10 protein-coding genes are annotated in these 12356 nt (G+C 70.1%); 6 read left to right on the forward strand and 4 right to left on the reverse strand.

Going from position 1 to position 12356, the window contains the following annotated elements; translation table 11 throughout:
- Positions 1-79: 79 nt before the first annotated feature.
- The 6 genes from lptF to rsmA all read left to right on the forward strand — a co-directional run bounded on the left by lptF (position 80) and on the right by rsmA (position 8002).
- Entirely contained in the window at positions 80-1258 is a 1179-nt protein-coding gene (gene lptF, locus L1965_RS05520) for an LPS export ABC transporter permease LptF (protein ID WP_235755400.1), read from the forward strand.
- Positions 1255-2364, forward strand: coding sequence for an LPS export ABC transporter permease LptG (gene lptG / locus L1965_RS05525; RefSeq protein ID WP_235755401.1), 1110 nt, complete (start codon positions 1255-1257; stop codon positions 2362-2364). The genes lptF and lptG overlap by 4 nt, the downstream gene beginning before the upstream one ends.
- Positions 2361-4748 (forward strand): LPS-assembly protein LptD, encoded by a 2388-nt coding sequence (locus L1965_RS05530; RefSeq protein ID WP_235755402.1) that lies wholly within the window; start codon positions 2361-2363, stop codon positions 4746-4748. Before lptG ends, L1965_RS05530 begins: the two co-directional genes overlap by 4 nt.
- A gap of 33 nt (positions 4749-4781) precedes the next feature.
- The gene (locus L1965_RS05535) at positions 4782-6050 is read left to right on the forward strand and encodes a peptidylprolyl isomerase (protein WP_235755403.1); all 1269 of its coding nucleotides are present in this window, start codon (positions 4782-4784) and stop codon (positions 6048-6050) included.
- Positions 6051-6069: 19 nt separating this feature from the next.
- A complete protein-coding gene (gene pdxA / locus L1965_RS05540) occupies positions 6070-7050 on the forward strand; it encodes a 4-hydroxythreonine-4-phosphate dehydrogenase PdxA (RefSeq protein ID WP_235755404.1) in 981 nt (326 codons plus the stop codon).
- Positions 7051-7138: 88 nt separating this feature from the next.
- Complete coding sequence (gene rsmA / locus L1965_RS05545) at positions 7139-8002, forward strand: 16S rRNA (adenine(1518)-N(6)/adenine(1519)-N(6))-dimethyltransferase RsmA (RefSeq protein ID WP_235755405.1); 864 nt, start codon at positions 7139-7141, stop codon at positions 8000-8002.
- A gap of 155 nt (positions 8003-8157) precedes the next feature.
- Here the strand turns inward: rsmA and L1965_RS05550 are convergent, their stop codons facing one another.
- The 4 genes from L1965_RS05550 to speB all read right to left on the reverse strand — a co-directional run bounded on the left by L1965_RS05550 (position 8158) and on the right by speB (position 12269).
- Positions 8158-9018 carry a DUF4167 domain-containing protein gene (locus L1965_RS05550; protein ID WP_241865425.1) on the reverse strand — a complete coding sequence of 287 codons (861 nt, stop codon included), beginning with the start codon at positions 9016-9018 and terminating at the stop codon, positions 8158-8160.
- Between the two features lie 272 nt (positions 9019-9290).
- Positions 9291-10115, reverse strand: coding sequence for a peptide chain release factor N(5)-glutamine methyltransferase (gene prmC, locus L1965_RS05555; RefSeq protein WP_235755407.1), 825 nt, complete (start codon positions 10113-10115; stop codon positions 9291-9293).
- A complete protein-coding gene (gene prfA / locus L1965_RS05560) occupies positions 10112-11167 on the reverse strand; it encodes a peptide chain release factor 1 (protein WP_235755408.1) in 1056 nt (351 codons plus the stop codon). The genes prmC and prfA overlap by 4 nt, the downstream gene beginning before the upstream one ends.
- Positions 11168-11309: 142 nt before the next feature.
- Positions 11310-12269: an agmatinase gene (speB, locus tag L1965_RS05565; protein ID WP_235755409.1), complete on the reverse strand. Its 960-nt coding sequence runs from the start codon at positions 12267-12269 to the stop codon at positions 11310-11312.
- Positions 12270-12356: the final 87 nt, after the last annotated feature.

Raw genomic sequence — 12356 nt, forward strand, 5'->3', positions numbered from 1 at the left:
ACCCGTGCTCGGGCCTTGGCCAGAGCCGCCCTAGCAGCTAATCAGGTGCGAACGCTTTTCGCAGGACGCCCGACGCGCCATGACCCGGATCGACCGATACATACTCGGCCAGATGCTGACGCTGTTCGGCTTCTTCGCGCTGGTGCTGGTGTCCGTCTACTGGATCAACCGCGCGGTCAGCCTGTTCGACGACCTGCTGAACGACGGCCAGACCGCGATGGTGGTTCTGGAATTCACCGTGCTGACGCTGCCGCTGGTGATCTCGGTCGTGCTGCCGGTCGCGGCCTTTGCGGCCACCGCCTATGGGGCGAACCGGATGGCAAACGAATCCGAGCTGGTGGCGATGCAGTCAGCGGGGCTGTCGCCGTGGCGGCTGGCGCGGCCGGTGCTGGTCTTCGGTGTGTTCGTGGGGCTGATGGTGGCCGTGCTGGTCCACGGGCTGGTGCCCATGGCGCGCGCCCGGCTGGCCGAGCGGCAGGCCGAGCTTGCGCAGAACTTCACCGCCCAGTTCCTGCGCCCCGGGACCTTCCGGTATCCGACCGACGGCATCACCCTGTTCATCCGCGACGTGGCCACCGACGGCCGTCTGCTGGACCTGTTCATCGAGGACGCGCGCGACCCGGGCGACCAGACCACCTATACCGCCCAGGAGGCGCTGGTGGTGCGCAAGGACAGCGGCCCGGTGCTGATCCTGCTGCGCGGCATGGCGCAGAACCTGCGCGGCACGGGCGACGCTCCGCGCCTGTCGCTGACACGGTTCGACGAACTCAGCTACGATATCGGCGCGATGATCGGCACCGGCACCCGAGGCGGCCGCGACCTGCGCGACTATGGCACGCCGCGGCTGCTGCGCCCCGATGCCGAGATGCTGGCCGCGACGGGCGCGCAGGCAGACGATGCCAGGCGCGAGGCGCATGAGCGGATCGCGCAGCCGCTGCTGGCCCCGATCGCTGCGCTGATCGGTTTCGCGACGCTGCTGATCGGCGGCTATTCGCGCTTTGGCGTCTGGCGGCAGGTGCTGTGGGCGATCCTGGGGCTGATCGGCGTGCAGTTCCTGACCAACGCCGCGGCGAACGAGGCCGGGCGCGACGCCGCGCTGTGGCCGTTGCTGTATCTGCCGGCGCTGCTTGGTGCGGGGCTGTGCGTGGTGCTGTTGTGGCTGGCATCGCGGCCGCGCAGGCTGCGCGGCGGCGCGGCGGCCGCGGCCGGTCCCGCCGGTCCCGCCGGTCCTGCCGGTGCCGAAGGAGCGGTGCCATGATCCTGGCCCGCTACGTCGCGCGCCGCTTTCTGCGGTCGTTCCTGGTGATCGCGGGCGTGTTCCTGATGATCCTGATGCTGATCGACATGATCGAGATGATCCGCCGCTTTGCCGACCGCGACATCGGGGTATCGGGGGCGGCGCGGCTGGCGGGTCTGAACATCGCCGGCAGCTTCTACGCGATCCTGCCGCTGATCACCGTGCTGGCGGGGATCGCGCTGTTCATGGGCCTGGCACGCAGCTCCGAGATGGTGGCGATCCGCGCCTCGGGGCGCTCGGCGCTGAAGGTGGTGGCCGCGCCCGCGGTGACGGCGGCGCTGGCCGGCGCGCTGATCGTGGCGCTGCTGAACCCGCTGGTCGCCGTCACCGGGCAGCGCTTCGACGAATCGGTGTCGCGGATCGAGCGCCAGGGGCAGCAGACGGTGTCCGTCGGCGAAACCGCCGTCTGGCTGCGGCAGGCGGTGGTCGAGGACGGCGAAGAGGCCGGACAGGTCGTCATCCGTGCCCGGCGGGCCAGCCCGGACGCGACCACGCTTTACGATGCCGCCTTCCTGGTCTTCGATCAGGACAGCGGCCCGGTTCGCCGCCTCGAGGCGCGCGAGGCCCGCCTGACCCCCGGCGCATGGCAGCTGAGCGGCGTGCGCGACTATCCGCTGGACCAGCCCAACCCCGAAGCCTCGGCCCAGGCCAGCGAATCGCTGCGACTGGCCTCGGACCTGACCGCGCAGCGTATCCGCGAGGGTTTTGGACGCCCCGAGGCGGTGCCGGTCTGGCAGTTGCCGGGCTTCATCGCCGGGCTGGAGCGCGCCGGCTTCTCGGCCAACCGGCACCGCGTCTGGTTCCAGATGGAGCTGGCCCGGCCGTTCCTGATGGCGGCGATGGTGTTCATCGCGGCGGCGTTCACCATGCGCCATATCCGTGGCCGGAATACCGGCGTCGCGGTGCTTCTGGCCTTTGGCGCAGGGATCGGCCTGTTCTTTCTGCGCAATCTGGCGCAGATTCTGGGCGATAACGCGCAGATCACCCCGGCGATGGCGGCATGGACGCCGCCTCTGGTGGGAATGCTGCTGGCAGTGGCGCTGATCCTGCAGCGGGAGGACGGATGACGGGGCCGGGTTCTGGGCCGGGACGGCTGACACGGATCGCGGGGCTGCTGCTGGCGGGGCTTGCCGCGTCGGGCATGGCCGCTGGCCAGACGCTCTTTGGCCAGGACGATACCGGCATGTCGGGCGCCCAGATCAGCGGCGCGCCGCTGGCCACCTCGGCTGGCGAGGCGGCGCTGGCACCCGCCGCCACCCCGCTGCGCAACACCCCGCTGAGCGACGGCACCGAAACCGCCACGCTGGAAGCGGTCGATCCGGCTGCCGACATCACGCTGCCCGACCGCGCGGCCGCGGGCGAGGCCACCGACTCGGCCACGGTGCTGGCCGACAGCATGGTGCTGCAGGGCGACCGGACGCTGATCGCCGCCGGCGGTGTGGTGGTCTGGTATCAGGGCGCCCGGCTGGTCGCGTCGCGACTGATCGTGGACGGGGCCAGCGGCGACCTGACCATCGAGGGTCCGATCCATCTGTCACGCCCGGGCGCCGCCGATCCCGACGCCGAGGCGGTGCTGATCGCCGATTCGGCCCAGCTGGACCGCCGGTTGCAGGACGGAATCATCCGCGGTGCGCGGCTGGTCATCGCGCGCGAATTGCAGATGGCATCCCGGGAGCTGACCCGAACCGGCGGCGGACGCATGACCCGGCTGACCCAGGTCGTCGCCTCGAGCTGCCAGGTCTGCGCCGACGACCCGACGCCCTTGTGGGAAATCCGCGCGCGCAGCATCACCCATGATGCCGAGACGCGCCTGCTGAGCTTCGACCATCCGCAATTGCGCGCCTTTGGCGTTCCGATCGCCGCCGCCCCCTTCGCCATCACCGCGCCCGACCCGACCGTGGCGCGCAAGTCGGGCTTTCTGCGGCCCGAGATCCGCACGACCTCGGGCCTGGGTTTCGGCATCAAGATCCCCTATTTCCAGACCCTTGGCGACCATGCCGACCTGACCCTGACGCCCTATCTGTCGGCCAGCCGGACGCGCACGCTGGAACTGCGCTATCGGCAGGCCTGGCGCAGCGGCGTGGCGCAGTGGCACGGGTCGATCAGCCGCGACGACATCGAAACCGGCGAAACACGCGGCTACCTGTTCGGCAACGCGCTGGTCGATCTGCCGCGCGGCTACCGGCTGGGGGTGCAGCTTCAGGTCGCCAGCGATCGCGGCTATCTGCTGGATTACGACGTGACCGACGCCGACCGGCTGTGGAGCGGGCTGTCGGTGGAGCGCGTCACCCGCGACAAGCTGTTCTTCGGGCGGGTCGGGAATTACGATTCGCTGCGCGACGACGAGGACAACGCGACCTCTCCCGCGCAGGTGGCCGACGCCTTGTGGCGGCGGCGTTTCTCGCCCCGCGTGATCGGCGGCGAGGCGCTGATGGAATGGTCGGTCCACGCCCATCGCCGCCCCTCGGACGCGGACATCGTCGGGCGCGATGTCGCGCGCGGCTCGATCGGGCTTGACTGGCGGCGGACCGAGATCCTGCCCGGCGGGCTGGTCGGCGCCACGATCGCCGGGCTGGACGCGGATCTGTACCGGATCGCGCAGGACGATCGATACGACGACGTGGTCAGCCGCGTCGATCCGCTGGTCGGGGTCGAACTGCGCTGGCCGCTGGCCGGCAGCAGCGGCGGCGCCACCCATATCGTCGAGCCGATCGCCCAGCTTCTGTGGTCGCCGCGCGGCCAGGATACCGACATCCCCAACGAGGACAGCCGGTTGATCGAGTTCGACGAGGGCAACCTGTTTTCCGACAACCGCTTTGCGGGCTGGGACCTGCGCGAGACCGGGCTGCGCGCCAATGTCGGGATCGGCTGGACCCGCATCGACCCGGCTGGATGGTCGCTGGGGCTGACCGGCGGGCGGGTGCTGCGAACGGACCCGGACGAAGCCTTCCGGCCCGAATCGCCGCTTGGCGGGCGGCGCTCGGACTGGATGCTGGCGGCGCATTACGACAGCGGCACCGGCCTTGCGATCGCCAACCGCGCGCTGTTCGACGATTCGTTCACGGTCTCGCGCAACGAGTTGCGGCTTGGCTGGCTGCGCCCGGACCTGCAAGTGTCGGCGGGCCATCTGTGGATCGACAGCGACGAGAACGAGGGCCGCGAGACCGACATCAGCGAACTGACCGCCAATATCGGCTGGCAGATCGCCGAAGGCTGGTGGGGCAACGCCGAGACGCGCTATGATTTCGCCGCCGACCGGGCACAGACCGCCGCGCTGGACGTGACCTATCGCAACGAGTGCATCGCGGTCGAGATGGGGCTGTCGCGGCGGTTCACCGCATCCAGCAGCGTGCGGCCGGAAACCAGCCTGGACCTGTCGGTCCGGCTGGGCGGGTTCGGCAGGCCGAAAGACGGTCCAGGCACGGTGGCGCGGCGCAGTTGCATGCGCTAGTCTGCGGGCGAAGAATGATAGTGGGGGCAGCAGATGCGGCACATCCTTTCCGGCATCGTCCTGGCGGCGAGCCTGCTTACAGGCGCAGCCGTCCCGGCAGCCGCGCAAAACCCGTTCGAGCCGGTCGTTTATGTCAACGACCGCGCGGTCACGCGATACGAGGTGCAACAGCGCCTGCGCTTCATGCAGATCCTGGGCGCGCCGGCGACCACGGCGGCCGAGGCCGAGGATGCGCTGGTCGCGGACCGGCTGCGGATGCATGCCGCGCGGCAGCAGGGCATCGAGGTCACCGACGAGGGCTTGCAGATCGGGCTTGATGAATTCGCCGGTCGGGCGGGACTGTCTTCGGCCGAATTCGCCGCAGCGCTGGAGCGGGCCGGGGTCGAACGCCAGGTCTATCGCGATTTCGTCGAGGCCGGGGTGGCGTGGCGCGCGGTCATTCGCCAGCGCCTGGTGCCGCTTCTGAACATCTCTGAGGCCGAGATCGATCAGGAGATGAAGCGCCAGGTCGAGACGCCGATCGTCACCCGCGTGTTGCTGTCCGAACTGATCATCCCGGCTCCGCAGGGCCAGGAACAGGCGGCCATGAGCCGCGCCGCCTCGATTGCCGGGGGCAACCCGTCCGAGGCGCAGTTCGCCGCCGCCGCACGCCAGTATTCGGCGGCCGGGTCGGCCGGTGCCGGGGGCCGGCTGAACTGGGTCGATATCGACAATCTGCCGCCGACCCTGCGGCCGGTGATCCTGGCGCTGCGGCCCGGCCAGACAAGCCAGCCGCTGAACATTCCGGGCGCCGTGGTGCTGTTCCATCTGCGCGACACGCAGGGCACGCTTCGGCCCGGCGCGAAGGAACAGGTGCTGGACTACATGACCCTGCGGCTGGCCTCGGCCGCCGAGGCGACGGCCCTGGCCGCGCGCGTGCGCAGCTGCGACACGCTTTACGCCGAGGCCGGCAGCGCCGCCGCCGCGATCCAGCGCCAGACCGTCTCGCAGAACGCCATCCCGACGCTGATCGCCACCCAGCTTGCCTCGCTGGATGACGACGAGGCGGCGGTGGTCAATTACGGCAACGCCGCCGAACTGGTGATGCTGTGCTCGCGCCAGCCGGCGATCCTCGCCGAGGCGCAGAACGACGTGGCCACCACCGCGCTGCCCGATGACGGGGTCGAGGCGGCCGTGCCTGACAACCGGGGCGTTCCCAGCCGCCAGGTGGTTCGCGAAGAGCTGTTCAGCCGCAAGGCCGCCACCGCGGCCGACGCCTATCTGGCCGAACTGCGCGCCGACGCGGTGATCCGGCGGCCTTGAGATGGGCGGTGCGGCGGCAATGACCGGGCGAGCCACCAGCGGCCGGATCCTCCTGACCTGCGGCGAACCCGCCGGGATCGGCCCCGAACTGGCGCCGCTGGCGCTGGCATCGGGCGTGGAGTTCGCATGGATCGGCGATCCGCGCCACCTGCCCCCAGGGACGGGCTTTCAGGAAATCAGCGCGCCCTCTGACCCCGTGCCAGAGGGGCTGCTGCCGGTGCTGCCGCACGAATTCGCCGCTGCCGCGACGCCCGGCAGACCCGACCCCGCCAACGCGAAGGGCGTGATCGCGGTGATCGCCCGCGCCGTGGAAATGGTCATGCATGGCGAGGCGGCGGCGATCACCACGCTGCCGATCAGCAAGCAGGCGCTGAAGGAGGGCGCGGGCTTCGCCTTCCCGGGCCACACCGAATACCTTGCCGATCTGGCCGGCGGCGTGCCGGTCGCGATGATGCTGGCCTCGACCACGATCGACCCGCCCTGCCGCGTGGTGCCCGCCACCATCCACATCCCGCTGTCGCAGGTGCCGGCCGCGCTCAGCGATCAGGCGCTGGAACAGGCGATCCGCATCACCCACTCGGCGCTGATCCGCGATTTCGGCATCCCGGACCCGCGCCTTGCCGTCGCCGGGCTGAACCCCCATGCCGGCGAAGGCGGCACGATGGGGCGCGATGAAATCGACCGGATCCGCCCGCTGCTGGACCGGCTGCGCGCCGAGGGGCTGGACATCGCCGGCCCGCTGCCCGCCGACACCATGTTCCATGCCGCCGCCCGCGCCCGCCATGACGCGGCGATCTGCGCCTATCACGACCAGGCGCTGATCCCGATCAAGACGCTGGACTTCGCCGGCGGCGTGAACGTCACGCTGGGTCTGCCCTTCATCCGCACCTCGCCCGATCACGGCACCGCCTTCGACATTGCCGGCCGGGGTCGCGCCGATCCCACCTCGACCATCGCCGCGCTTCGCATGGCCCGGGACATGGCGGCGACCCGCGGATGAGGATTCCGCGTCGCGCGAAGGCCTGCGGGGGTCCGGGGGCAGCCAGCCCCCGGCCGTCGCGGGACGCAACATGCGGGTCGGACGCCGGATGAGCAGCATCGACAACCTGCCCCCCCTGCGCGAGGTCATCGCCCGCCACGATCTGCGCGCCAGGAAGCAGCTCGGCCAGAACTTCCTGCTGGACCTGAACCTGACCGCCAAGATCGCCCGGCAGGCGGGCGACCTGACACGCTGCGATGTGCTCGAGATCGGGCCCGGTCCGGGTGGGCTGACGCGCGGCCTGCTGGCCGAGGGAGCCCGGCATGTGCTGGTGATCGAGAAGGACGGCCGCACATTGCCCGCGCTGGCCGAGATCGCCGCGGCCTATCCGGGCAGGTTGACGGTCATCGAGGGCGATGCGCTGAAGATCGATCCGCTGGCGCATCTGACCCCGCCGATCCGGATCGCCGCCAATCTGCCCTACAATATCGGCACGGAACTGCTGATCCGCTGGCTGACCCCGCCCGACTGGCCGCCGTTCTGGCAATCGCTGACGCTGATGTTCCAGAAAGAGGTTGCCGAGCGGATCGTCGCGCGGCCCGGCGGCAAGGCCTATGGCCGCCTCGCGCTTCTGGCCCAGTGGCGGGCCGACGCGCAGATCGTGATGACCCTGCCGCCCGAGGCCTTCGTGCCCGCGCCCAAGGTCCACTCTGCGGTGGTGCAACTGACAGCGCTTCCCGAGCCGCGCTTTCCGGCCGATCCGGCGGTCCTGTCGCAGGTCACCGCGGCGGCGTTCAACCAGCGCCGCAAGATGCTGCGCGCCAGCCTGCGCGGCCTGCATCCCGGGATCGAGACCGTTCTGGAACGGGTTGGCATCGTCCCCACGGCGCGGGCCGAGGAAATCGACCTCGAACATTTCTGTGCGCTGGCGCGCGCCTTGAAATCGCTGCGCGAGACCGCCGCGGAACCCTAGACCCGCCGCGTCCGCGGCGGTGCCGCTTGCCCGGCAGGGGCTGCGTCGCGCAGGCTGGCCCGCGAACTTCATCGGAAAGGCCGTGGCCGACACCGGCCGGACCCATGAAAAAAGACCGCGCAAGCGGTCTTTTCCAGTCGGATCGCCCGCTTCGCTCAGCCTTGATCGGCGTCGCTGTCAGCCGGCCTGGACGCAGCCGGGCCGGGCTCTGCCGTGTCGTCGGCAGAGGGCTTGCGGCGCGTGCGTGGCGCGGCACTGCGCGGCGCGCGGGGCCTGGCGGCTTTCGGCTTGGGCTTCTCGGCCTCGTCGCTGCCGAACGATGCCGCCTTTTCGGCGCCGTCGGAATCCACGGCGTCCGGCAGAGCTTGCGGGCCTGTGTCCTGATCGGCCCCGCGGGCAGCCTGCGGCGCACGGCGCGTACGGCCGCGCGGTTCAGGCTTTCTCTGATCCGTATCGCGCGTCTCGGAACCATTCGCCGGCTGCTCGTCGCGGCGCGCTTCGGCGGGCTCTTCGTCGTGCCGGCGGTTCTGGTCGCGCTGCCCATGGTCGCGCTGGACGTCGTCGCGCCCGGACTGATCCCGGCTACCCTGTTCGCGCCCGGACTGGTCGCCGCCCGACTGATCGCGCCCGGGATGGTCGCGCCCGCCATGATCGCGACCCGTGCCGTTCTGGCCGCCTTCGCGGCCATTCCCCTCGCGGGCGGACTGATTGTCGTCGTCGCCCTGCTGGCGCGGGTTCTGGCCGTGCTGGCCCTGTTGCCGCTCGGCCATTTCCCGCTGCGCCTCGCCCAGCATCCGCGTGTAATGCTCGGCATGCTGGAAGAAGCTCTGCTCGGCCACGCGGTCGTTGGAAAGCTGCGCGTCACGCGCCAGGGCCAAGTATTTCTCGATGATCTGCTGTGGCGTGCCGCGGACCTTGCCCTCGGGACCCGAGCTGTCAAAGACACGGTTCACAATGTTCCCCAGCGAACGCTGGCGGTTCGTCTTGTTACGCGAACGGGATTTGGATGATCTCATCAGTCTGTCTGTCGTGGTTCCAGGGAATTCCGGGGTCCAGATGGGTCTGGATGTCGATTCGGGCGGCAACGCGGAAAATCACCGCGCCGTGCCGTCATCCTCCGCCTTGTATCTTTCGGGGCGCGATCTGCGTCCAGTTGGCATCGGCATGTCAAGGCTGACCCGTGCGGAAGCCTTTCGGCCCCGACACGACCGTGACTAACCATGCGGGCGCGACGGTGACAAGGGCCAATCGGGCATTTGACGGGCTTTTTCGGGCCGATTGTCGCGCGTCACGACCCGAAGCAGGCCGAGACGACGCGATCCCGCCCGTCGAGGTCGCGGATCAGGCGAATTTCCGCGCCCTGCGCGCGAAGAATCGCGGCGACATCGGCGCCCTGCGCGGGCCCGATCTCGACCAGCAACCGCCCCCCCGGGGTCAGATGGTCGCGTGCGCCCGCGGCGATGATCCCATAGGCGGTCAGGCCGTCCGCCCCGTCGGTCAGGGCCTTGCGCGGTTCCCATTCCCGCACCTCGGGGCTCAGCCCCGCCATCTCGGATTCGGCGATATAGGGCGGGTTGGACACGATCAGATCAAAGCGGCCCACGACGCCATCATACCAGTCCGCCTGCTGGAACCGGGCAGCCACCCGCAGGCGCCGGGCATTGTCACGGGCCACCTCAAGCGCGGCCGCCGAGATGTCGGTTCCCGTCCCGGTCGCGCCCGGACGCGCCGCCAGCAGCGACAGAAGGATCGCGCCGGTCCCGGTGCCCATGTCCAGAACACTGCGCCACGGCATCGCCAGCGCGGCCTCGACCAGAGTTTCGGTCTCGGGGCGAGGGTCCAGCGTGTCAGGGGTCACGCGGAACCGGTGGGCGTAGAAATCGCGAAAACCGACGATCTGCGCGACCGGCTGGCGGGCTGCGCGTGCGGCGATGCCCGCGCGCAGGCGCGCAAGTTCGGGCGCGGTCAGTGGACGGTCATCGGCGCTTCGCAGGCGCGCGGGCTCGATCCCCAGCAGGCCGGCCAGGATCCGGTCGGCATCGCGCGCCGCGCCCGCGATCCCGGCCTCTCGCAGCGTGGCGACCGCCTCGGCCCGCGCCTGCGACAGCTTCATTCCTGGGCGGCCAGTCGCGCCGCCTGATCATGGGCGGTCAGGGCGTCGATGATTTCGGTCAGGTCGCCGGCCATCACCCGGTCCAGCGCATAGAGCGTCAGGTTGATGCGATGATCGGTCATGCGGCCCTGGGGAAAATTATAGGTCCGGATACGCTCGGAGCGGTCGCCGCCGCCGACCTGGCTCTTGCGGTCGGCGGCACGCGCGGCATCGGCCTGGCTGCGCTGCATGTCGTAAAGCCGGGCGCGCAGAACCGCCATGGCGTTGGCGCGGTTCTGGTGCTGCGACTTTTCGCTGCTGGTGACGACGATTCCGGTCGGCAGGTGGGTGATCCGCACGGCCGAATCGGTCGTGTTCACATGCTGGCCGCCCGCCCCCGACGCCCGCATCGTGTCGATGCGGATATCGCCGGCCGGGATGTCGATATCGACATCCTCGGCGGCCTCGGGCAGCACGGCGACGGTCGCGGCGCTGGTATGGATCCGCCCCCCGGATTCCGTCGTCGGCACGCGCTGGACCCGATGCACGCCGGATTCATATTTCAACCGCGCAAAGACGCCCTCGCCCTCGATCCGCGCGACCGCCTCCTTGACGCCACCAAGCTCGGTCTCGGCCAGTTCCAGCAACTGGAAGTTCCAGCCCTGCTGTTCGGCATGACGGCGATACATCGTCAGCAGATCCGCGGCGAACAGAGCGGCCTCGTCGCCGCCGGTTCCGGGACGGATCTCGATGATCGCAGGGCGCGCATCGGCCGCGTCCCTGGGCAGCAGGGCGACCCGCAGCGCCTGCTCCAGCGCGGGCAATTGCGCGCGCAGCCGCGCCGTCTCCTCCTCCGCGAGGCCGCGCATCTCGGGATCGACCAGCATCGCCTGTGCGTCCTCGATGCCATCGCGCGCCGCGCGCCACTGCGCGATCTGTTCGACCACCGGCTTCAACTCGGCATATTCGCGGCTGATCACCGCGATCTTCTCGGGCGAGGCTCCGGCATTCAGCTGCGCCTCGAGAAACTCGAAACGCTGGACAATCTGGGCAAGGCGGTCTTCTGGCAGCATCCGGACCGATTACCCGCCCGTCCCGCTCTGGGCAAGCGACCGGGCCTGCTTTGGTCGGGAAATATCCTCGCGGGGTCGGCGGGGGGGGGGGTGGCCGGGGGGTCCGGGGGGCGGAGCGCCCCCGGCCGCCGCGGGACGCAATTCAGCGCCGCGTCCAGCCGTAAAGCGCGATCAGTTCCGTTGCGACATGGGCGCCTGCGATGGCGGTCGCGCCGGTGGTGTCATAGGGCGGCGAGACCTCGACCACGTCGCCACCGATCAGATCGATTCCGGCAAGCCCGCGCAGCAGCGCCGCCGCCTGCCACGACGCCAGCCCGCCCCAGACCGGCGTGCCGGTGCCGGGCGCAAAGGCCGGATCCAGCGCGTCGATGTCGAAGGTCACATAGACCGGACGGCCCGCCACGACCTCGCGGATCCGCGCCAGCGTCCGCGCGATGCCGTCCTCGTGAACCGAAAGCGCGTCGAGGATGGTGACCCCCAGCGTGTCGGGATTGTCGGTACGGATGCCGACCGAGACGCTTGCGAGGGGATCCACGATCCCCTCGCGAATCGCCTTGTAGAGGAATGTGCCGTGATCGATCCGGTCGGGGTCGTCATCGACCCAGCTGTCGGAATGGGCGTCGAACTGGATCAGAGCCACCGGGCCCCGCCTGCGCGCCACCGCGCGCAGGATCGGCAGGGTGATCGAATGATCGCCCCCCAGCGTCACCGGCGCCGCACCCGAGTCCAGGATCGCACCGACATGCGATTCGATTCGCGACGGCACATCCTGCGTCCTCGCATAGTCGAAGGCCATGTCGCCGCAATCGACGACATGCAGCAGCGACAGCGGGTCATAGCCCCAGCCATAGGGCGGATCATAAGGTTGCAGGGTCGAAGCCTCGCGGATCGCGCGCGGCCCGAACCGGGTGCCGGGCCGGTTGGTCACCGCCTGATCGAAGGGTATGCCGGTCACCGCGACATCGACCCCGGACAGATCCTTGGAATAGCGGCGGCGCAGGAAGCTGGTCGCGCCCCCGAAGGCGTTCTCATAGGACGGTCCGCGCGGATCATCGCGCGCAAAGGCCTGATCGACCTGCGTCTTGGCATCTTCCAGCGCCATGGCGCCCCCCGTCGTCACGTTTCGTCAACCGCACAGTGCCCCTCGGGCTGCGGCATCGCAAGCCGCCGGGCCACCGGCGGCCCGGTC

This window comes from Paracoccus salsus (assembly GCF_021556615.1).
Lineage (GTDB): Bacteria > Pseudomonadota > Alphaproteobacteria > Rhodobacterales > Rhodobacteraceae > Paracoccus > Paracoccus salsus.